At 64.5% G+C, this 21,458-nt stretch carries 17 protein-coding genes; 8 read left to right on the forward strand and 9 right to left on the reverse strand.

The window, feature by feature from the left end; translation table 11 throughout:
* Complete coding sequence (locus QCM77_RS10000; protein WP_279659535.1) at positions 1-1,728, reverse strand: phospholipase C; 1,728 nt, start codon at positions 1,726-1,728, stop codon at positions 1-3.
* 279 nt (positions 1,729-2,007) lie between these two features.
* Here QCM77_RS10000 and QCM77_RS10005 point away from each other — a divergent pair, with 279 nt between their 5' ends.
* Positions 2,008-3,183 carry a YncE family protein gene (locus tag QCM77_RS10005; protein WP_279659534.1) on the forward strand — a complete coding sequence of 392 codons (1,176 nt, stop codon included), beginning with the start codon at positions 2,008-2,010 and terminating at the stop codon, positions 3,181-3,183.
* A 37-nt stretch (positions 3,184-3,220) separates the two neighbouring features.
* Here QCM77_RS10005 and QCM77_RS10010 read toward each other — a convergent pair whose 3' ends face one another.
* Complete coding sequence (locus tag QCM77_RS10010) at positions 3,221-4,039, reverse strand: transporter substrate-binding domain-containing protein (protein WP_279659533.1); 819 nt, start codon at positions 4,037-4,039, stop codon at positions 3,221-3,223.
* A 272-nt stretch (positions 4,040-4,311) separates the two neighbouring features.
* On the opposite strand from QCM77_RS10010, the gene QCM77_RS10015 reads away from it, so the two are divergent.
* Both QCM77_RS10015 and QCM77_RS10020 read left to right on the forward strand, forming a co-directional pair.
* Positions 4,312-5,496, forward strand: a complete 1,185-nt coding sequence (locus tag QCM77_RS10015; protein ID WP_279659532.1) for an efflux RND transporter periplasmic adaptor subunit — start codon at positions 4,312-4,314, stop codon at positions 5,494-5,496.
* Between the two features lie 25 nt (positions 5,497-5,521).
* Positions 5,522-8,680, forward strand: coding sequence for an efflux RND transporter permease subunit (locus tag QCM77_RS10020; RefSeq protein WP_279659531.1), 3,159 nt, complete (start codon positions 5,522-5,524; stop codon positions 8,678-8,680).
* 97 nt (positions 8,681-8,777) lie between these two features.
* Here the strand turns inward: QCM77_RS10020 and QCM77_RS10025 are convergent, their stop codons facing one another.
* Both QCM77_RS10025 and QCM77_RS10030 read right to left on the reverse strand, forming a co-directional pair.
* Positions 8,778-11,045, reverse strand: coding sequence for a cation:proton antiporter domain-containing protein (locus QCM77_RS10025; protein WP_279683279.1), 2,268 nt, complete (start codon positions 11,043-11,045; stop codon positions 8,778-8,780).
* Between the two features lie 535 nt (positions 11,046-11,580).
* Complete coding sequence (locus QCM77_RS10030) at positions 11,581-12,753, reverse strand: MFS transporter (protein ID WP_279659530.1); 1,173 nt, start codon at positions 12,751-12,753, stop codon at positions 11,581-11,583.
* Between the two features lie 59 nt (positions 12,754-12,812).
* Between QCM77_RS10030 and QCM77_RS10035 the strand changes: the two genes are divergently transcribed.
* Complete coding sequence (locus QCM77_RS10035; RefSeq protein ID WP_279659529.1) at positions 12,813-13,661, forward strand: AraC family transcriptional regulator; 849 nt, start codon at positions 12,813-12,815, stop codon at positions 13,659-13,661.
* A 191-nt stretch (positions 13,662-13,852) separates the two neighbouring features.
* Positions 13,853-15,205 carry a malonyl-CoA decarboxylase gene (locus QCM77_RS10040; RefSeq protein ID WP_279659528.1) on the forward strand — a complete coding sequence of 451 codons (1,353 nt, stop codon included), beginning with the start codon at positions 13,853-13,855 and terminating at the stop codon, positions 15,203-15,205.
* A gap of 192 nt (positions 15,206-15,397) precedes the next feature.
* On the opposite strand, the gene tarD is transcribed toward QCM77_RS10040, so the two are convergent.
* From tarD to QCM77_RS10065, 5 genes are all read right to left on the reverse strand, one after another.
* Complete coding sequence (tarD, locus tag QCM77_RS10045; RefSeq protein WP_279659527.1) at positions 15,398-16,567, reverse strand: D(-)-tartrate dehydratase; 1,170 nt, start codon at positions 16,565-16,567, stop codon at positions 15,398-15,400.
* A 260-nt stretch (positions 16,568-16,827) separates the two neighbouring features.
* Positions 16,828-17,085: a DUF3297 family protein gene (locus QCM77_RS10050; RefSeq protein WP_279683193.1), complete on the reverse strand. Its 258-nt coding sequence runs from the start codon at positions 17,083-17,085 to the stop codon at positions 16,828-16,830.
* A complete protein-coding gene (locus tag QCM77_RS10055) occupies positions 17,082-17,558 on the reverse strand; it encodes a glutathione peroxidase (RefSeq protein ID WP_279659525.1) in 477 nt (158 codons plus the stop codon). Before QCM77_RS10055 ends, QCM77_RS10050 begins: the two co-directional genes overlap by 4 nt.
* Before the next feature lie 2 nt (positions 17,559-17,560).
* On the reverse strand, positions 17,561-18,961 hold the full coding sequence (locus QCM77_RS10060; RefSeq protein ID WP_279659524.1) for an amidase family protein: 1,401 nt from the start codon (positions 18,959-18,961) through the stop codon (positions 17,561-17,563).
* A 79-nt stretch (positions 18,962-19,040) separates the two neighbouring features.
* Positions 19,041-19,298, reverse strand: coding sequence for a DUF6894 family protein (locus QCM77_RS10065; RefSeq protein ID WP_279659523.1), 258 nt, complete (start codon positions 19,296-19,298; stop codon positions 19,041-19,043).
* Between the two features lie 248 nt (positions 19,299-19,546).
* Here QCM77_RS10065 and pqqA point away from each other — a divergent pair, with 248 nt between their 5' ends.
* The 3 genes from pqqA (at position 19,547) to pqqC (ending at position 21,451) form a co-directional block, all read left to right on the forward strand.
* A complete protein-coding gene (gene pqqA / locus QCM77_RS10070; RefSeq protein ID WP_007595659.1) occupies positions 19,547-19,627 on the forward strand; it encodes a pyrroloquinoline quinone precursor peptide PqqA in 81 nt (26 codons plus the stop codon).
* 118 nt (positions 19,628-19,745) lie between these two features.
* Positions 19,746-20,675, forward strand: a complete 930-nt coding sequence (gene pqqB, locus QCM77_RS10075; RefSeq protein ID WP_279659522.1) for a pyrroloquinoline quinone biosynthesis protein PqqB — start codon at positions 19,746-19,748, stop codon at positions 20,673-20,675.
* The gene (gene pqqC / locus QCM77_RS10080; RefSeq protein ID WP_279659521.1) at positions 20,672-21,451 is read left to right on the forward strand and encodes a pyrroloquinoline-quinone synthase PqqC; all 780 of its coding nucleotides are present in this window, start codon (positions 20,672-20,674) and stop codon (positions 21,449-21,451) included. The genes pqqB and pqqC overlap by 4 nt, the downstream gene beginning before the upstream one ends.
* The last annotated feature ends 7 nt before the right edge of the window (positions 21,452-21,458 follow it).

A 21,458-nucleotide genomic window follows, 5' to 3' on the forward strand; every position in this document is an offset into this window, starting at 1 on the left:
CTAGTGGTGGTGATGCTCGTCCGGCGGGCTGGTGATCACCGTGCCGGAGCTCGGATCGAGGAACAGCGCATCGGTCCGGTAATCATGGCTGTGATCATGATCGAAATCGAACAGGTCGATGATCGATCCGGCGCTGGCGTCGAATGAGCCGCCGCCGAGACGCTGGCCGCGCAACCAATTGTCCTCGATGAACCGCACCACGGAGGCCTGGGAGATGTAGGTGTGGCTGACGAAGTTCGTTCTGGCGTAAGGCGAGACCACGATGAAGGGAACGCGCGTGCCCGGACCGCAACGGCCGTTCACCGGCTTGCCGCCCAGGCCCTTCGGCGCAGGCTGCTTGTTGGAGCCGAGGCCGCACAGGCCCGGACCGTTGACCTGATCGGCAGTCGGATCGTAGGAGGCGCTCTTCGGCGCGACGTACTGGTGGTCGTACCAGCCGTCGGAGTCATCATAGGTGATGATGACGGCGGTCTCGCGCCATTCCGGCTGCTTCTGGAGGAAGTTGATCAGCTCGACATTGCCGACCTGCTCGTCGAGCGGATCGGAGTTGCCGGCATGACCGTCCTGGAAGGCCGGCATCTTGATGTAGGAGACGGCCGGGAAATTGCCGGCCTTCACCGCGGCGTAGAAGTCCTCGAGATCGTAGCCGTGGTTGGCCGGATCGACCTTGCCGTTGAAGTCGTAGGTATGGCCGATCGCGCGGACCGAGCTCGGCCGCGCATGGGTCGGGTTGGCGGTCGATTTGTAGTACTGGAACCAGGCGTGGTGCGGAATGTAGTCCACGATGGTGCCGTTGACGTTGCTGGAGAACGTGCTGCGACCGCAGCCGGTGGTGCCGTTGGCGTTCTTGAGCGTCAGGTCGAAGCCGCCCATGAAGCTGCCCCAGCCGATGTGCTCGGCATTGAGCAGGTCACCGATGTTCTTGCCGTCCATCAGGATGGTGCTGGTCTTGCTCGAGCAGGGATCGTTGCCCGGATCGGTGTCGCCGATCAGCGTCAGGCCGCCCTGGCCGTCGGGCACGGTCTGCGTCGAGGTGCCGACGATGTTCTGCACCCCGTTGGTCTGACCCGAGATCACCTCGAGCATGCCGGGCGTAGACGGACCAAAGGTGTCGGTCCAGGCATTGTCGCTCATGGCGAAGTGCTGGGCGTAATTCCAGAAGGCGGTGGTGGTGTTGCCGTCGAAATAGCCCATCACCTGACCGTTGGTGCCGAAGGCGCCGGCGCCGCCGGCGGTGCCGCGGCCGGTGAACTTCGGAAACAGGTCTTCCTTGCCGTTGTCCACGGCCTGCTGCTCGGGCGTATAGGCGTGGTTCTGCGAGCGCGTGTTGGCCTGGGTGCGATCGAGGCGGAACGGATCCGTCGCGCCGGTGCCGTTGGCCGGGCTGTTGTTCGGATTGTTGACCAGCAGGTTCGCCGTGACGAGATTGTTCACCTTCGGCGTATGCGGCTTCGGCACGAACGGGATCGAGCCAGACGGATTGGCCGCGTTCGGATAGGTCGCGAAGTAATGATCGAACGAGCGGTTCTCGTTGAAGATGATCACGAGATGCTTGATCGGCGTCTCGGTGTGGATGTCATGCGGATGACGATGATGATCGCGGTCCTGATCATGATCCCGACCGTGATCGCGGTCGCGACCGAAATCGTCCGCGAGGACGGGAATGCTGCACGCGAGTGCCGTCGCGGCCGCGAATAACGCGACCGTCGTCAGAAATCTGGATTTCATTGTTCTGTTGCCCCGAAGGATTGACGCCGACCTGCGGGAGCCTAGCGATCACGGGTGACAGAGCTGTGTCAGTTTGACGCACGAGACACTCTGCGTAGTGATTCAGACAAATTTTTTCAGGACCGCGCTCGCCGGAAGCTCCACCTCATCCCAGCTCCGGGATGCGTCTTGCGCATTTATTCCATGCGCCGACGCAAAAAAGACTGCCGCCGAATTGTTGCGAAATCCGCCCGGTTGGATTTAGCTTCGCTGCACAAAAACAAAGTCTCTGGGGGAAACATGAAAGCCGCTCTTCGCGGGCGTACGCGCCGCGCCGCATCAACTCTGGTCGCAACGTCCCTGACAGCCCTCGCAAATTGCGCCGCCCATGCCGAGATCGTCGTCACCGCCAATGACGGCAAGATGGTGCTGGAGAACGGCAACGCCGTGGTGCGCAAGCAGCCGCTGCCGGACACGGTGAGCGTCATCGACTTCACCGACGGTGCCTTGAAACTGCTTGGCGAGGTGCCCGCCCCGGCCAGCGTCGTCGGCCCGCCGCCGAGCGTGGCAATTGCGCCGGATGGCGCGTTCGCCCTTGTCACCGGCGCGATGAAGCTCGATCCTGCGGATCCGGCCAAGACGGTGCCCGACGACAAGCTCTCGGTCATCGACCTGAAATCCACTCCGCCCAAAGTGCTGGCGACCTTGCAAGCCGGCGCGGGCGCTGCCGGCGTTTCGATCAACCGCGCGGGCACGCTGGCACTGGTTGCGAACCGCAGCGAAGGCACGGTCTCGGTCTTCGCGATCAGCGGGGGCACGCTGGCGCCGGCCGGCAAGATCCAGCTTGGCGACGCCAAATCAGGACCCAGCCACGCCGTCTTTTCCCGTGACGGAGCGACCGCGCTGGTCACGCGTGACGGAGACAGCAAAATCTCGCTTCTGACTGTGGACGGGAGCAAGGTCGAGTACGCCAAGCGCGACCTCTCGGCGGGCATTCGTCCCTACGACATCGATCTCACCGGCAGCGCCACCGCCATCGTCGGCAATGTCGGCGCCAGCAGCGGCGACGGTGACACGATCAGCCTGATCGACATGACCGCAAAACCAATCCGCGTCGTCACGACGGTCACAGTCGGGCAGACGCCCGAAGCCGTAAAAATGTCTCCGGATGGCAGCCATGTTGCCGTGACCGTCATGAACGGCTCGAACAAGCCGCCGGCCTCGCCGTTCTTCAACGATTTCGGCCTGCTCAAGGTCTACAAGATCTCGGGAACCGACCTCACGCCGGTGGCGGAAGCGAAGATCGGCCATTGGTGCCAGGGCATGGTGTGGTCGACGGACTCCAAATATGTCGTGGCGCAATGCATGGTCGAAAGCGAGCTGATCGCGTTCTCATTCGACGGCAAGGCGCTGAACAGGACGTCCACGCTCAAGATGCAGGTGAGCCCCGCGGGCATTCGCACCGCGGAGCCGTAGGGCCGGAGCGCGGCGCAGCCATCCTGCGCCGCGCGCCCTACTCGGTGCGGATCGGCGAGTCCTTCAGGCCGTTATTGTCATAGGCCTTGCGCAGCGTGCCGTTCGTCGTCGCTTCCGTCATGAACCTGGTGACGAATGCCAATGCCTGGCTGTGGCCGAGCGGCACGGCGACCGCGGTGACCGTCTTCTTGAACGTCTCGTCCAGCACCTTTGTACCAGGGATCCTCTGCGCCATCTTGTTGAGCTGATCGCGCGACAGCGCGAAGGCGTCGATCTCGCCGCTGTTGAGGAGGCCGAAGATCTCGTCATAGGTCTGGTAGCCCGTGACTTTCGCGTTCTTCAGATGCGCGGCCGCGCCGCGCATGGTGGTCGTGGCGTTGACGGCTGCGACCTTGATGCCCACCTGGTCGAGCGCGGCGAAATTGGTGACGCTCGCACCGGCCTTGACGATGTAGGTGGCGTCCGCGACCTCGTAGATCGGGCCGAACATCATCCTGGTCTCGCGCTCGGGGTCTTTGGGCAGCCAGGTGACGTCCCAGGCACCTTTTTCAAGAGTGCCATTGCCGGCGGCGTCGGTGATCTGCCCGGAATTCTGGTGCACGACATATTCGACGGGGACGCCGAGCTGGGCGGCCATCTCCCTGCCGAGATCGACCGGCACGCCGGCATAACCGGCCTCGGTCTTGGTCGACCAGAACGCGCCGCCCGCCGCGCTGATCGCAATCGCGACCCGCAGCTTGCCGGTCGGTGCGATGTCGTCCTTCAGACCATCGGCTAGCGCGGGCATGGCAACCGCCGCTGCGAGAACGAGGCCGGCAAGGACAGACTTAAGGACCGACTGGAGAGACGTGGGCATGTCATGATCTCCTGACCTTTTCTTCTTCTCTTGTTCTCTTCTTCTCTAGGTCTCTTGCTCCTCCCGACCGCTTCGCGCGCCGTCGCTCGGCCTTTGACACAATTCTGGTCGATCGTGCGCGCGATGAAAGGCGGTTTGTCTTGGCAAAGCTGCCAAAGGCCACAGCGCGGTTTGCAGTGCAGGGCCGGACGACTGCCATGGCTATGGTGTTCCACGGCCGGGCATTTGTTGGTAGCCTCCCACCCTGACAGACAGCAACCGGGGGCCCCCGAATGACCTGCGCGAATCCCGCACGGCGCAACGGAGCGTGGAGACATATCGGGCGGGCACTGGCCGCCGCGATGGCCGCGGCCGCGCTTACGGGCTGCGAGGACAAGAACACGTTCGTCGCCCCGCCGCCGCCCAAGGTGGACGTCGCCGCGCCCGTGCAGCGCCCGGTGACGCGCTATGTCGAGGCCACCGGCAACACCGCGCCGATCAAGAATGTCGACCTCGTCGCGCGCGTGCAGGGATTCCTGCAATCGATCGACTACCAGGACGGCATCTTCGTCAAACAGGGCACCCAGCTGTTCACGATCGAGCCCGAGACCTACAAGCTCAAGCTCGAGCAAGCGCAGGCTGCCGAGGTCGGCGCGCAGGCCACGCTCAAGCAGGCCGAAGCCGACTTCAAGCGGCAGGCCGATCTCGTGCAGCGCCAGGCGGTCTCGCAGGCCACCCTCGACACCTCGACATCCACCCGCGACAACGCCCAGGCCAGCCTGCAGCAGGCCCAGGTCAATACGAGGCTCGCCGAGGTCAATTACGGCTACACCAAGGTGAGCGCGCCGTTCGACGGCATCGTCAGCGCGCATATGGTGTCGGTTGGCGAGCTCGTCGGCGTCTCCTCCCCGACCCAGCTTGCGACCATCGTCGCGATGGACCCGATCTGGGTGAACTTCACCGTCAACGAGCAGGACGTCCTTCGCATCCGCGCCGAAGCGGCCCGCCGCGGGCTGACCGTCGCCGACCTCAAGCAGTTGCCGATCCAGGTGGGCCTCCAGACCGAGACCGGCTATCCGCATGAAGGCCACCTCGACTACGTCTCGCCGACTCTTAATTCATCGACGGGCACGCTCGCTGTGCGTGGCGTCGTTCCAAATGACAAAAGGGTGTTGCTGCCCGGCTATTTCGTCCGCGTCCGCGTGCCTTTCGACCAGGAGAAGTCCGCCCTCCTCGTCCCGGACACCGCGCTCGGCAGCGACCAGGGCGGCCGTTATCTCCTCGTCGTCAACGGCGACAACATTGTCGAGCAGCGCAAGGTGCAGATCGGCCCCGTCGACAACGGCCTGCGGGTGATCGAAAGCGGCTTGAAGCCGGACGACCGCGTGGTGATCGCAGGACTGCTGCGGGTAATTCCGGGCCAGAAGATCGACCCGCAGGTGACGAAGATCGAGCAGCCCCAGGCGTCGGCCAAGTAAGATCTGCAAGCAGGAGCGCCCGGCCATGATCTCAAAATTCTTCATCGAGCGGCCGGTCCTCTCGAACGTCATCGCGCTGCTGATGATCCTGATCGGCGGCGTCGCGCTGTTCAATCTCGCGATCGCGCAATATCCCGATGTGGTGCCGCCGACGGTGCAGGTGACGACGCGCTATCCCGGCGCCAGCGCCAAGACCGTGATCGACACCGTGGCTCTGCCGATCGAGCAGCAGGTCAACGGGGTCGAGGACATGCTCTACATGCAGTCCTACAGCGGCTCCGACGGCACCTATACGCTGACGGTGACGTTCAAGATCGGCACCGACCTCAACTTCGCGCAGGTGCTGGTGCAAAACCGCGTCTCCAGCGCGCTGTCGCAACTGCCGTCATCCGTGCAGAACCAGGGCGTCACCGTCCAGAAGAGGTCGACCTCGATCCTGCTGTTCGTGACGCTGACCTCGCCGGACAAGACGTTCGACAGCCTCTATCTGAGCAACTATGCCACCATCAATCTCCGCGACGAGCTCTCGCGCCTGCCCGGCGTCGGCAACGTCACCGTGTTCGGCGCCGGTCAGTATTCGATGCGAGTGTGGCTCGATCCGAACAAGCTGCAAGTCCGTGGCCTGGTGCCGCAGGACGTCATCCAGGCGATCCAGCAGCAGAGCCAGCAGGTCTCCGCCGGCCAGGTCGGCGCACCGCCGACACCGTCGGGACAGGCGTTCCAGTATACGCTCAACGTCAACGGCAGGCTCGACGACACCGCCGAGTTCGAGAACATCATCGTCAAATCAGGCACCAGCGGCGACGTCACGCGCGTGCGCGACGTCGGCTGGGTTGAGCTCGGCGCGCAGACCTATAGCCAGATCTTCTCCCTGAACCAGCAGCCGGCCACCGGCATCGGCGTGTTCCAGTCGCCCGGCGCCAACGCGCTCCAGGTCGAGCAGGCCGTCGAGAAGAAGATGGCGGAGCTCGCAAAGGCCTTCCCGCAGGGCATGAAGTACGACACGCCGTTCGACACCACCAAATTCGTGCAGGCCTCGGTGCACGAGGTCTACATGACGCTGATCGAGGCCGGCCTGCTGGTGCTGGTCGTGATCCTGGTGTTCCTGCAGGACTGGCGCGCGATGCTGGTGCCGGCAACCACGGTGCCTGTCACCATCATCGGCGCGTTCGCCGCCATGGCCGCGCTCGGCTTCACCATCAACATGTCGACCTTGTTCGCGATCGTGCTCGCGATCGGCATCGTCGTCGACGACGCCATCGTCGTGGTGGAAGGCGCCGCGCACAACATCGAGCAGGGCATGAACGGCCACGACGCCGCGATCAAGGCGATGGACCAGCTGTTCGCGCCGATCGTCGGCATCACCCTGGTGCTGATCTCGGTGTTCTTGCCGGCCTCGTTCCTCGCAGGCCTCACGGGGCGCATCTATTCGCAATTCGCACTGGTGATCGCGGCAACCGCGCTTTTGTCCGCCATCAACGCGGCCACGCTGAAGCCGACGCAATGTGCGCTCTGGCTGCGGCCGACGGTGCCGCCCGCGCAGCGAAACTTCTTCTACCGGGGCTTCAACGCTGTCTATGACCGCGTCGAGCGTGGCTACACGAGGCTGATCAGCTTGCTGTGCGGGCACGCCACGATCTCGGTCGCATTCGCGCTGGTGCTGATCGGGATCGGTGGCTACGGCCTGTCGCGGGTGCCGACCGGCTTCCTGCCGATCGAGGACCAGGGCTATCTGATCGCCGCCGTGCAACTGCCCGACGGCGCCGCGCTGGAGCGGACCCAGAAGGTGCTCGACAGAGCGAGCGAGCTCATCAAGGACACGCCCGGAGTCCAGCAGGTCATCACCATCGCCGGAATCTCCGCGCTCGACAACAGCGCCAGCCTTGCCAATGCCGGCGTCGCCTATATCATCCTGAAGGACTGGGAGGCGCGCAAAGGACCGGGCGAGGATCTGCGCTCGCTGGTCTACGGGCTGAACGACAAGCTCGCGGCCATCATGGAAGCGCGCACGCTGGTGCTGCCGCCGCCGCCGATCCAGGGCATCGGCAACGCGGCCGGCTTCTCGATGCAGGTCGAACTGCGCGACGGCAACAGCGATTTCGCCAAGCTGCAGGCGATCACCGGCGCGATGGTCAGCAACGGCCAGAGCCAGAGCGCGCTGCAGCGCGTCCAGTCCTCGTTCCGCTCCTCGGTGCCGCAATTCAACGTCGAGATCGACCGCATCAAGACCCAGACCCTGCACGTCACGACGGACCAGGTGTTCGCGGCGCTGTCGACCTATCTCGGCTCGTCCTATGTCAACCAGTTCAACAAGTTCGGCCGCGTGTTCCAGGTCTACACGCAAGCCGATCCCGCGTTCCGCGTCACCGAGCACGACATCGCCAACATGATGGTGCGCAACTCGAACGGCGACATGATCCCGATCGGCACCGTCGCCACGATCACGCCCGCCACCGGCCCCTCGCTGATCAGCCTCTACAATCTCTATCCCTCCTCGACCGTCATCGGCCTGCCGGCGCAAGGCTACTCCTCGGGCCAGTCGCTGCAACTGATGGAGGAGATCGCGGACAAGACGCTGCCGCCGGGCACCGGCTACGAATGGACCGCGATGTCCTATCAGGAGAAGGCGGTCTCCAACCAGATCTACTGGGTGTTCGGGCTCGCCATGCTGCTGGTCTATCTCGTGCTCGCCGGCCAGTACGAGAGCTGGTATGCGCCGATCTCGGTGATCCTGGCGGTGCCTCTGTCGTTGATCGGCCCCATGCTGATCCTCAACGGCCTCAAGATCGACAACAACCTCTACTGCCAGATCGGCCTGATCCTCTTGATCGCGCTGTCGGCCAAGAACGCCATCCTGATCGTCGAGGTCGGGCTCGAGCTGCATGGCCGCGACGGCAAGCCGGTGCTGGAATCCGCGATTGAAGCGGCGCGCGCGCGCTTCCGCCCGATCCTGATGACGTCGTTCGCCTTCATCCTCGGCGTGGTGCCGCTGGTGATCGCGACCGGCGCCGGCGCCAGCGCGCGCAAGTCGATCGGCATCACCGTGTTCTCGGGCATGCTGGCCTCGACCTGCCTTGCCGTGCTGTTCGTGCCGGCCTTCTTCGTGGTGGTGCAGCGCTTCGAGAACTGGCGTGCGTCGAAGAAGGCGCCGAAGGCGGTGGCGGTGGCCGAGGTGAAGCACTAAAGCGCGATGAGATGAGGATGAATCATCATCGCGCTTTAGGTTGTTGTTTGAGCATGATCTTTTCGGAAAACCGCTTCGCACTTTTCCGGATCATGCTTTAGGCTTTCTCGGTGGACGTCGGCCGCGCCTCGCCGCTCGAGACCAGGAGCACCGAGACCTTCGCCTGCCTGAGCACGGCGTCGGCGACGCCGCCGAAGGAGAGGTGATCGGCCTGGATGCGGTCGACGCCCATCACCACGAGATCGACATCGGTGGTCTCGATCTCGCGCAGGATCGCCGCCTCCGGCGCCCGGTTCACGCGCAAGGTCGTGGTGATGTCGACATCGTAGCGGGCCGCGAGATCGCTGGCGTCCTTCAGGATGCCGGCCTCCTGGCTCAGACTACGAGAGGCGCCGCGCTGCGCGCCCTTGTCGCGCGTCGTCGCCACATAGATCACCCGGAGCGAGCCTGATCCCGCCTGCGCCAGCGCGACCGCGACCTCGGCGCCGCGCTTGGAGACGCCGCCGCCGGAGACCGGAACGAGGATGTTGAGCGCGTCGGGCATCGGCTGCTTCAGGTGCTTCCCCTTGGCCGCCACGATTGCGAGCGGTCCTCCGAACTTCGCTGCAATGTCCTCGACCTTGCGATCGAAGCGATCCTTGGCGGCAGTGGCCTTGTCGACGCCGATGACAAGGAGATCAAAGCCCTTGCGCGCTTCGTCGGCGATGGCCTCGCCGAGCTCCGCGCGACTTGTCCGCGTGACGACATCGACGCTGCCGGCGTCACCATCGCCATGGGCCGATACGGTCTCGGCGGCCTTCTTCACTACCGCTTCGGGGCTTTCCTCCTCGTCGCGGCCCTTCTCCTGCTCCTTGGCGCGCTTGCCGATGTGCAGCACGGTGACCGGCAAGCCGCGCATGCCGGCGATCAGGCCCGCGATGTGGGCGGCGAAGGTGGCGTTGACGCTCTCGTCCACCGCCAGCAAGGGACGTTCGAGATTGGCGAGGAAGCCGCGCTTCTCGAATTCCTCCCGCTCCAGGCGGTCCTCCTCCTCCTTGTTCATCGGCAGCTTTGCCAGCGCCGCGCGCAGCATCGGCGGCATTGCCATCGTGGTCACGATCGCCATGGTCACGATCATCGTGAACAGGTTCTGGCTGAGCACGCCGATCGAAAGGCCGATGGTCGCGATGATCACCTCGGTCGAGCCGCGCGCGTTCATCCCGCTCGCGAGCGCCAGCGACTCCCTTGTGTTCAAGCCGCCGACGGTGCCGCCGACGAAGGCGCCGCCGAACTTTCCGACGCTGGCGATCACGACCAGCAGGCCTGTGAGCATCAGCAGATCGGGATCGCGGAGCACCGTGAGGTCGGCGCTCAGGCCGGCGAGACCGAAGAACACCGGCATGAAGAAGCTGGAGATCAACCCGCGCAGCCGCTCGTCGATCTGCCGCGTCAGGATCGGGGACTCCCCGACCAGGATGCCGGCGACGAAGGCACCGAGCACGGTGTGAACGCCGATCAGATGCGTGATCAGCGCCATCGCGCTCATCAGCAGCAGGATCACCGTGATGACGGGCGCGGTGCTGACGAGATTGTCGTTGGCCCAGCGGATCAGCTGAGACACAAGCTTGCGGCCGATGGTGAAGCTGACGGCGAGGAAGGCGAGCGTGCCCAGCACGGCTTTCGCCACCGAGGCGATATCCAGCGTGCCGTGCGAGGCCAGGCTGAAGATGACGGCGATGATGATCCAGCCGATGGCGTCGTCGGTGACGGCAGCGGCGACGATGATCTGGCCGACATTGCGGCGCATGAAGTTCATCTCACGCACGACCACAGCAACGATCTTCACCGAGGAGATCGACAGCGCCGTGCCCATGAACAGCGACGCAACCAGGCGGGCTTGCGGATTCGGCAGCAGTGTGTCCGGCAGGAACTCGCCGAGCACGAAACCGCAGGCGAAGGGCACGAGGATGCCGGCAATCGAGACCGCGATCGCGGCCCTGCCGACCTTCCTGACCAGCTTCAGGTCGGTCTCCATGCCGGTCAGCAGCAGCAGCAGGAGAATACCGAACTGCGCGATGCCGTCGATCATCGCCTTCTGCTCGGGCGTCTTCGGGAAGATCGCGTGCTGCGCGTCGGGCCAGAGCCAGCCGAACAGCGACGGCCCGAGCAGGATGCCGGCGAGCAATTCGCCGATCACCGAGGGCTGGCCGAAGCGCTGCATGATCTCGCCGAGACCGCGGCCGACCGCGATCAGCAGCACGATCTGCGCAACGAGCAGGAATTCGGACGGGCCGGCGGATTTACCGCCCTCGGCACAGGCCGCAATGGTGGTGAGGACAAGCGCCGCGGGGACAAGGCCGACCGGTCGGAGCAGGCTCCACTGCATGCAGGCGTCTTCCCCCTTCATCTGCCCCGGCAGGGTGCCGGGGGCGACAGAGGGTAGAACCCGCGGGAGGCAACGGGAGTTCCCTGACTTCGCGACGGGGGTAAGGGGTGCTTCAACAAAAAACGCGAAAACAACCCCATGCAAAGTAGAACGACATTGACGGCGTTGGGGTTTTTCGGCTGCACCGACGTTCAGCTGCACCGACGTTTGACTCGTCGGGCAAAACACCGGCAGAATGGCATCGTGGGTCGTGTGCGCGACCGCCTCCTCAGTCCGGTCATTGCGAGCGAAGCGAAGCAATCCAGAGTCCCTCCGCGGAAGGATTCTGGATTACTTCGTCGCGAGGGCTCCTCGCAATGACGAGAGAGTGCTGACGTTACGCCGCGCTCATGCCACGGACGCAGCGCAGCGCCACTTCGCGGTACGCTGCAGAGCCGGGGCCCATGCCACACGGGAATTCGCAGCCTCTGGGTCCCGGCTCTGCGCCGCAACGCTCGCGCGTTGCAGCTTGTCCGGGACACGAGAACGTTCCCCCTCAAACAGCCTGCGGTGTCCGGATCTCGCGCGGGAGAATGATCGCCGCTGCGATCGCGAGCAGGCAGAGTGCGGCGAAGGCATGCAGCATGGTGACGAAGCCGCCCTGCTCGTAGAGCCACGCGACCAGGCCGACCGAGGCGCCGGCGGCGGTGAAGCCGATGAAATAGCGCACGGCGTAGGCGCGCGAGCGCCACTCCTCGCTGGTGTACTTGCCGACCATGGCGTCGTTGACCGTGACCTGCCCGAACGCGCCCATGACGATGCCGATCGAGACCAGGATCAGCGGCAAATTGGACAGGCTCGCGGCCAGATACAGGAACGGCGCCAGCATGAAGGACAGCGGCAGCGCCACCGTTTTCAGCGAATAGCGGTCGAGCAGCCGGCCGATCGTGTACTGCGTCATCGCGCCGAACACGTAGACGCACGCTGCGATGACGCCAAGCAGCGCCGGGCTTTTGGTGAGATCTGCGAGCCGCTCGGCGAACAGCTTTGGCAGCGCGACGGTGACGGCGTTGAAGGTCGTCGAAATCGCGATCACCACGATCAGCAGCGACAGGATCACGCGCCACATGTCCTGCTTGGCCACGCGCGCCTGCGCCGCAGCCTGCTTCGAGCCCTTGCGGTCCTCGTGCACGACCATCATCGCGAAGGCAATGCCGATCAGGATGGTGACAATGCCCGGGACGATGAAGGCAAAACGCCAGCCGAGATATTGGCCGATCACGCCGGTGACCAGCGCCGATGAGGCAACGCCGAGATTGCCCCACACGCCGTTCAACCCCATCTCGCGGCCGAGCTTGTCCGCGTAAGACACGATCATCGCGGTGCCGACGGGATGATAGATCGAAGCGAAAATGCCGATCGCGAACAGCGCGGCGCCGAGCTGCGCCGGGGTCTGCACGAAGCCGACCGAGATCATGGAGACGCCGATGCCGACGAAGAAGATCAGCATCATGTGGCGGCGGCTCCAGCGGTCCCCGAGCCAGCCGGTGAGCAGCGAGCCCGCACCGAAGGCGACGAAGCCCGGCGTCGCATAGGGCAGAAGTTCCGAATAGGCCATGCCGAGCGCCGGTCCCATGATGATCACCGCGGCGGCGAAGATCAGCATCGCATAATGGTCGATGAAATGGCCTGCGTTGACGAAACTGATCACCCGGCTGGGGCTGTTCATAGCAATCCTCTCCTGCTCCGAAATGAGTTATATGTCGGGCGCATTACGGGATGCTGCCAATGACTGTCGTCGAGACGCCAATCCGGGAAGTTTTGGGCAACCACCGCTCGACCGCCGGCGTGCACCTGGTCGCGCGCGACTATCCCAAGGGATTGCGGCTCGACCCGCACATGCACCGCGAGGCGCAGCTGGTCTATGCGGCCAAGGGCACCATGCAGGTGACGACGCCCAAGGGGCGCTGGCTGGTGCCGCCGGACCGCGCGGTCTGGGTCCCCGCCGGGCTCGAGCACGCCATCGACCTGCTCGCCGACATCGAGATGCGCACGCTCTATTTCGACCTGTCCTGGCTCAAGCGCGAGCAGCGCCTCAAGAGCCTGACCAAGGAATTCGTGGTGCGGGTGTCGCCGCTGCTGAATCAGGCGATCCTCGCGCTGTTCGACGCCCGCAATACCGAGGAGCGCACCGATCTGCTGGTTCGCCTGGTGATGCTGGAATTGGTCCAGGCCGAGGATTCCGCGACCTTTGTACCGCTGCCGCACGAGCCGCGCTGCCGGCGCGCGGCCATGATCGTGCTCGACGATCCCACCGGCCTGCACGACATCGACACGCTGGCGCGCGAGGTCGGAACCTCCGCGCGCACGCTGTCGCGGCTGTTCTCGACGCAGACGCAGCTGAGCTTCAAGAGCTGGTGCCAGCGAGCAAGAATTGCGGCAGCGATCCAGCTTCTGTCGACCGATGCCAATGTGTCGGTGAAGCAGCTCGCGACCCAGCTCGGCTATGCCAGCGTGCCCGCTTTCTCGGCCGCGTTCCGTCAGGTGACGGGACGGACGCCGACGGAGTTTGCCACACACTCGGTGTCATCGCCCGGCTTGACCGGGCGATCCAGTACTCCGAGACGGCGCGGCTAGAACCGAGAAGCTGCGGCGTACTGGTTGCCCCGGTCAAGCCGGGGCATGACAGCGCGCTGCACAGCATGACAGCTTTCTTGGAGCGCATGGCACAGCTAAAGATGCAAGATTCTTGCGCTTGATTGTGATCGGCTTCCGCCTAAATCCCGTGTAAGCTTCCCGCACCGCACAAACCGGATTCGAAAGTCCAGATGGCCAGCGCCTTCTTCTCCGACCTGCTCACCACCATCTCCGAGCGCGGCCGCACGCTGCTTCGCCGCCGGGATTCTGCCGACACCAAGCAGGATGCCGACGGGCTGATCGAGCTTTGCGGCGCGCTGCTGTCGGGCCGGGGCGAAGCTTCGGGCACCGCCATGGCGCGTGAGGTGCTCGACATCTACCAGGAGTTGGATGCGACAGGACGCCGCGCCTTCTTCGAAGCACTGGTGCGCGATTTCGGCCCGGATCGGGAACGCCTGTCCAAGGCGATCGAGACATGGCGTGCCAAGCCGGCCGACGAGGATGCCAGCGCCCTGCACTTCGCCTCCGAGCCGCGCCGGCAGGAGCTGATCCGCCGCCTCAACCGCGCGCCCGGCGGCACCGGCGATCTCGTCAACATGCGCGCCGATCTGCTCGGCATGATGAACGGACACACCGATCTCGCCGCACTCGACCGCGACGTCTCGCATCTTCTCTCTTCGTGGTTCAACAGGGGGTTTCTCGTGCTGCGCAGGATCGACTGGTCGACCCCGGCCAACATCCTCGAAAAGATCATCCGCTATGAAGCCGTGCACGAGATCAGCGACTGGGATGATCTGCGCCGCCGCATCGATCCGGTCGACCGCCGCTGCTACGCCTTCTTCCATCCCGCGATGGTCGACGAGCCCCTGATCTTCGTCGAGGTGGCGCTGACCGAGACGATCCCCGGCGCGATCGCGCCGCTGCTCGCGGTCGATCGCCCATCCGTCCCGATCGAGCGCGCCCGCACCGCCGTGTTCTATTCGATCTCCAACACCCAGCGCGGTCTCGGCGGCATCTCATTCGGCAGCTTCCTGATCAAGCAGGTGGTGGAGGAGCTGCGCCGCGAAACGCCGAAGCTCGACACTTTCGTGACGCTGTCGCCGGTGCCGGGCTTCATGCAATGGCTGAAGCAGGACAAGGACCTGCCGCTGTCGGACGAGGACCGCGAGGTGCTGAAGCGTCTCGACGATCCCAAATGGTTCGAGAACCCCGAGACGACAGCGCTGCTGCGCGGCGTGATCGAACCGCTCGCGGCGCACTACTTCCTCAAGGCGCGCACGCCGAAAGGCAAGCTGATCGACTCCGTCGCGCGCTTCCATCTCGGCAACGGCGCCCGCCTCGAGCGCATCAACTGGCTCGGCGACCTCTCGCCGAAGGGCGTGCGCGAGTCCGCCGGCGTGATGGTCAACTACCTCTACCGCCTCGACGACATCGAGAAGAACCACGAGGCCTATGCCAATGACGGCGAGGTCGTGGCCTCGAGCGCGGTGAAGAAGCTGCTGAGGGGCGAAGGACGGCGGCTGCTTGACATGCGGTTGTCGTAAGAGGCGGCTGATTGAGTTGGTTCGTAGCCACAGTCTCGGTGTCGTCGCCCGGCTTGACCGGGCGATCCAGTATTCCAGAGGCCGCCGTTGAAGCGCTCGCTCTCGCCACATTCGCCACGGCGTACTGGATGCCCCGGTCAAGCCGGGGCATGACAGCGGAATGTGGCGCGGCCGTCGCGCTCTCAGCGCGGCTTACTCCGCCAGCGCCTTCATCTCCTTGTAGAGATCTGATTTGCCTTCGAAGCCGATGCCGGGAAGATCGGGCATGGTGATGTGGCCGTTCTCGACGCGGACGCCGTCGGGGAAGCCGCCGTAGGGCTGGAACAGGTCGGGATAGCTTTCGTTGCCGCCGAGGCCGAGGCCGGCAGCGATGTTGAGCGACATCTGGTGGCCACCATGCGGTATGCAGCGGCTTGGCGACCAGCCATGGGTCTTCAGGACCTCCAGCGTACGCTGGTATTCGCACAGGCCGTAGGACAGCGCGCAGTCGAATTGCAGCCAGTCGCGATCCGGGCGCATGCCGCCGTAGCGGATCAGGTTGCGGGCGTCCTGGTGGCTGAACAGGTTCTCGCCCGTTGCCATCGGCCCCGGATAGAATTCGGCGAGCGCGGCTTGCAGCGCGTAGTCGAGGGGGTCGCCGACCTCCTCGTACCAGAACAGCGGATAGTCCCGCAGCATTTTTGCGTAGGCGATGCCGGTCTCCAGATCGAAGCGGCCATTGGCGTCGACGGCGAGCTGCGCGTCCTTGCCGATCTCTTTCAGCACCGCCTCGATGCGCGTGCGGTCGTCCTCGATTCCCGCGCCGCCGATCTTCATCTTCACGACATTGTAGCCACGGTCGAGATAGCCGCGCATCTCGCCGCGCAGCATCGAGAGGTCCTTGCCCGGATAATAGTAGCCGCCGGCGGCGTAAACGAACACGCGCGGATTGGCTTTGACGCCATGACGCTTGGCGAGCAGGCGGAACAGCGGTTGGCCTGCGATCTTCGCCACCGCATCCCACACCGCCATGTCGATGGTGCCGACCGCGACCGAGCGCTCGCCATGGCCGCCCGGCTTCTCGTTGGTCATCATCGCGCCCCAGACCTTGTCGGGGTCGAGATTGTCGCCGGCCGCGTCCAGCAGCGATTTCGGATCGGCCTCCAGGATGCGCGAGGCAAAGCGCTCGCGGATCAGGCCGCCTTGCCCGTAGCGGCCGTTGGAGTTGAAGCCGTAGCCGACGACGCGCTTGCCGTCGCGGACGACGTCGGTGACGACGGCAACCAGGCTCGTCGTCATTTTGGTGAAATCGATATAGGCGTTGCGGATCGGCGAAGAGATCGGTTTTGTGATCTCGCGGACGTCGACGATGCGGACGGACATGGGCTTGGCTTTCGGTGGTCAAGAGAAAGTTCGTCAGACTGTTTCCCCGTCAACCTGAGGTGCGAGCCGTGGGGCGCATCGCGTCCCACGGAGAGCCTCGAAGGATGAACGGCCGAGATGCAGCCGGGCCGTCGCCCTTCGAGGCTCGCCGCAGAGGCGAGCACCTCCAGCGACAACGGCTTCGCCGTTGCGCGGGGGTGACGGTGATCTATTTGGACGCGCAGCGCCTCCACATCGTCATTGCAATGACGGCTTCGCCGTCACTTCTTATCCCTGAAATACGGCTCGACCGGACCGTGCACCTTGATGGTCAGCAGGTTGCCGTGACGATCCTTGGCATTGCCGGCGGTGACGCGGACCCAGCCTTCGCTGATGCAGTACTCCTCGACATTGGTCTTCTCGACGCCCTTGAAGCGGACGCCGACGTCGCGCGCCAGGATGTCTGCGTTGTAATAGGGGCTGTTCGGATTGACCGAGAGGCGGTCCGGAAATTCGTCGCTCATGATTGTCTCGCTCATAACAGGGTCTCGATTTGCTGCCGCAATCCTTCGGGCCGCGCGGTCGGCGCATAGCGCGAAACCACCTTGCCGGCGCGATCCACCAGGAATTTGGTGAAATTCCATTTGATGGAGGCACCGAGCAGGCCGGATTGCTGGCGTTTCAGGTACTCATACAACGGATGCGCATTGCTGCCGTTGACGTCGATCTTCTCGAACAGGGGAAAGGTGACGTCGTAATTGGTCGAGCAGAACGCCTGGATCTCGCTCGCCTGCCCCGGCTCCTGCGCACCGAACTGGTTGCATGGAAAGCCGAGCACCGAGAAGCCGCGCGGCGACAGGTCGCGATGCAGGTCCTCCAGGCCGCGATATTGCGGCGTGAAGCCGCATTTGCTCGCGGTGTTGACGATCAGCAGCACCTGTCCCTCGAAGCTGCGCAGGGCGACTTCTTCGCCGAGAAGCGAGTTGGCCTTGAAATCGTAGATCGCGGACATCGCTAACCCACGGGGTCGATCGGCGACGGCGGCACACCGCCCGCCTCGATCGCTTCGCCGGCGAGGAGACAAAGATCCTCGCGGTAACGGCCGGACACGATATGCACGCCGACGGGCGCCTTGCCGACGAGGCCGGTCGAGACCGCCAGACCCGGCAGTCCCATGAACGGAATCGCGATCTGCGGCAGCTGCGCCTCCCAGACGCGCTTGAAGGAATCATCGTCCTTGCGGTCGAGATGATCCGGGAACGGCAGCTCGCCGGAGACCGGCGTCAGCAGCACGGCATATGTCTCGAAGAACAGCATCCATTCGCGGGTCAGCGTGGCGCGGCGGGTCAATGCCTTGGCGTAGTTCGCCTGGTCCATCGGCGTGACCCTGGCGCGGTTGCCGCGCAGGCACGCCAGCGCGCCGGGATCGCCCTCGCGCTCGGCCATCTCGAGCTGCGCCTCGTAGCCGTCGCCGAGCCAGAGTTTTATCTGCCATTCGACCGCCTCGCGCATCGGCGGGGTGTTCTCGATCACATCGACAGTCCAGCCCGCGCGTTCCAGCCGCTTGCCGGCATCGATGACGGCCGCCTTCACCTCGGGGGCTGTCGCAAGGCCGTCCGGATTGAGGCAGAGCGCGGCGCGCTTGGGCCGCGCCGGGCCTTCCAGCGGCACCGGCACGAACCAGGGATCGCGGATGTCGCGGGCCGACATCGCCGCGAGCGAAATCCTGATGTCGTTGACGGTGCGCGCCAGCGGTCCCGACACCGCCATGATCTGCGGCCCGATCGGGCGCTCCGGCAGCGCCGGGTTGAAGGCCGGGATGCGGCCCAAAGTCGGACGCAGGCCATGCACGCCGCAGGCATAGGCGGGATAGCGGATCGAGCCGGCGATGTCGGTGCCGTGGGCGATATGGCCGATGCCGGCCGCGACCGCCGAGCCGGCGCCGCCGGACGAACCGCCCGGCGTCAGCGAGGCATCGCGGGGGTTTTTGGTGTCGCCGTGGACCAGATTGGTGGTGAACCAGCGATAGGAGAAGGCCGGGCAATTGGTGCGCCCAAGGAGAATGGCGCCGGCCTTGCGGAAATTGGCGACCACCGGATTGTCCTCGCGCGCGATCAGGTCGCGCTGGAGTTTCAGGCCGTTGGTGGTGGCAAAGCCCTCCTGGTCGACATTGGCCTTGATGGTGACGGGCACGCCGGCCAGCACGCCGGGGTCCTCACCCCTCGCAATGGCGGCATCGACGGCGTCAGCCTGCTTGAGCACGTCCTCCGGCCGATGGTCGATCACCGCGTTGAGGCTGGGATTGACGGCGTCGAGCCGGGCAAGGCCGGCCTGCGCGGCCTCCCTGGCCGAGACCTTTTTGGCTTTGACGAGATTGGCGAGGTCGGCGGCCGACAGGCGCCAGAGATCTTGCATGGCTTGCTCCGTATAACCGGCGTCTTTTAGCGCCGGGAACGCGGCAAAGCCATGCGGATTTCGCAGGGGCGAAGGGGGTTTAATGCCGGGTCGCGGACTGGTCCGGCATATCGAGGAGCGCCTCGGTGAAGGGGAATTCGAGCACGACCTCGCCCTCGACGTCGGTGACCTCGATGACAGCCTCGAGCAGGGCCGGCTGGGTGCCTTCCGATTTCAGGACCTCCAGGATCATCTGGCGGGCGACCTCCCAGGCGCGATCGGGATTGCGCAGGTCCTCTCCTTCGGGATCCACGATCAGTTCGTTGCCGATACGGGTGTTGAAGAAATATTTGGGCATCACCGAGATCCAATTGGGTCGCCTGTACCGGATTGAAAGCTGCACTGCACTCACAACTGCTTTATCAGGACAGGGTTCGCGACCGAATACGCCTGGCCGCAAGACTGCCTCACCAAAAGCGGTGTTCCAACCCGATATTTCGCGGCGCAACATGGCTTTCTCGGGAAGATTTCACTAGCGAACTTTTCCGCCCGCATTACTTTAACCGCTGGGCGGACACGTCCGAGTTCGCGAAATGGAGAGCCAAAATGGCCTGGAAAGCCCCCAAGATCGTCGAAGTGCCGTGTGGCATGGAAATCAACATGTATGTGAGCGCCACCCGCAAGTAAGCGGATGGTCAGTTTGCGTTCAGCGCAGGTGGATCTTTCGGTCACGACAGGTTTCCGAACGACGGAAACCGTGTCGGCCTGAGATCCACCTCGCAAGGTTATTTCCAGGAGACGGATCATGCTTCGCGTCGTCGTCCTGGGCGCCGCAGCCGGCGGCGGAGTGCCGCAATGGAATTGCGGCTGCGAGGGCTGCCGGACGGCCCGTGAAAACGGCCAAGAGCTGCAGAGAACCCAGGCCTCGGTCGCCTTCAGTGGCGATGGCGAGCACTGGTTCCTGATCAACGCCTCGCCCGATCTTCGCCAGCAATTGAATGCCACGCCGCAGCTGCATCCGAAGGCAGGGGCGCTGCGCCATACGCCGATCGCAGGCGTGATTCTAACCAACAGCGAAGTCGATGCGGTCGCAGGCCTGCTGTCGATGCGCGAGGGCTCGCCCTTCACGGTCTTTGCGCATGAGAAGGTGCTGGCGATCCTGAAGGCCAACAGCATCTTCAACGTGCTGAACGAGAAGAATGTGCGGCGCCAGCCGATCGACATCAATGAGCCGTTCGAGCCGCGGCTGCCGGATGGCGCGCGCGCAGGGCTAGAGGTGCTGCCCTTCGCGGTGCCGGGCAAATCGGCCTGGTATCTGGAAGGCAAGGCGCATCCGGGCGGCGAGAGCGGCGACGGCGATACGCTGGGGCTGAAGATCACCGACAAATCGACCGGCAAGTGCTTCTACTTCATCGCCGCCTGCGCCGAGGTCACCGACGCGCTCAAGGTCGAGATCGACGGCGCCGCGCTGGTGTTCTTCGACGGAACGGTGTGGCAGGACGACGAGATGATCAGGTGCGGGCTCGGCCACAAGACCGGCAAGAGCATGGGACATGTCGCGATGTCCGGCGAACACGGCGCCATCGCGCGGCTTGCCGATCTCACACTCGACAGGAAGATATTTCTGCATATCAATAACTCGAATCCGGCGCTGCTGCCCGCATCACCCGAGCGCAAGGCCGCTGAGCAGGCGGGCTGGCAGATACCCGCTGACGGAACGGAGATCGTGCTGTGAATGCCGCGTCACTGACTGGAATGACTGCGCTCTCGATCGGCAAGGACATCAAGCTCAACTCGGCCGAGGAGCTGGAGGCGACGCTGCGCCATATCGGGGCGACGCGCTATCACAGCCTGCATCCGTTCCATAAGCTGCTGCACGGCGGCAAGCTGAACAAGGGCCAGGTACAGGCCTGGGCGCTCAACCGCTACTATTACCAGAGCACGATCCCGATCAAGGACGCGGTGGTGATCTCGCGCTTCCGCGACCGCGCCACGCGGCTGGAATGGCGTCACCGCATCGAGGACCATGATGGCGATATTGGCAGCGAAGGCGGCATCGAGCGCTGGCTCAAGCTGACCGAAGGCCTCGGGCTCGACACGGCTTACGTGGAATCGACCGAAGGCATCTTGCCGGCGACGCGCTTTGCGGTCGAAGCCTATGTCCACTATTGCCGCGAGAAGAGCCCGCTGGAAGCGATCGCCTCCTCGCTGACCGAGCTGTTCGCGCCGAACCTGCACGAAGAGCGCATCTCCGGCATGCTGGAGCACTATGATTTCGTCAATCCTGACATCATGAGCTACTTCAAGCGCCGACTGGCGCAGGCGCCGCGCGATGCCGGTTTTGCGCTCGACTATGTCAAGGCGCATGCGCGGACGCCGGAAGAGCGCGCGTCGGTCTGCAACGCGCTGATCTTCAAGACCAACGTGCTGTGGGTGCAGCTCGACGCGCTCCAACACGCCTATGTCGAAGGCCACATTCCGCCGGGCGCGTTCGTGCCCAAAGCGAGCTGAGGAACAA

The sequence above is a fragment of the Bradyrhizobium nivariense genome (assembly GCF_029846695.2).
Taxonomy (GTDB): Bacteria; Pseudomonadota; Alphaproteobacteria; order Rhizobiales; family Xanthobacteraceae; genus Bradyrhizobium.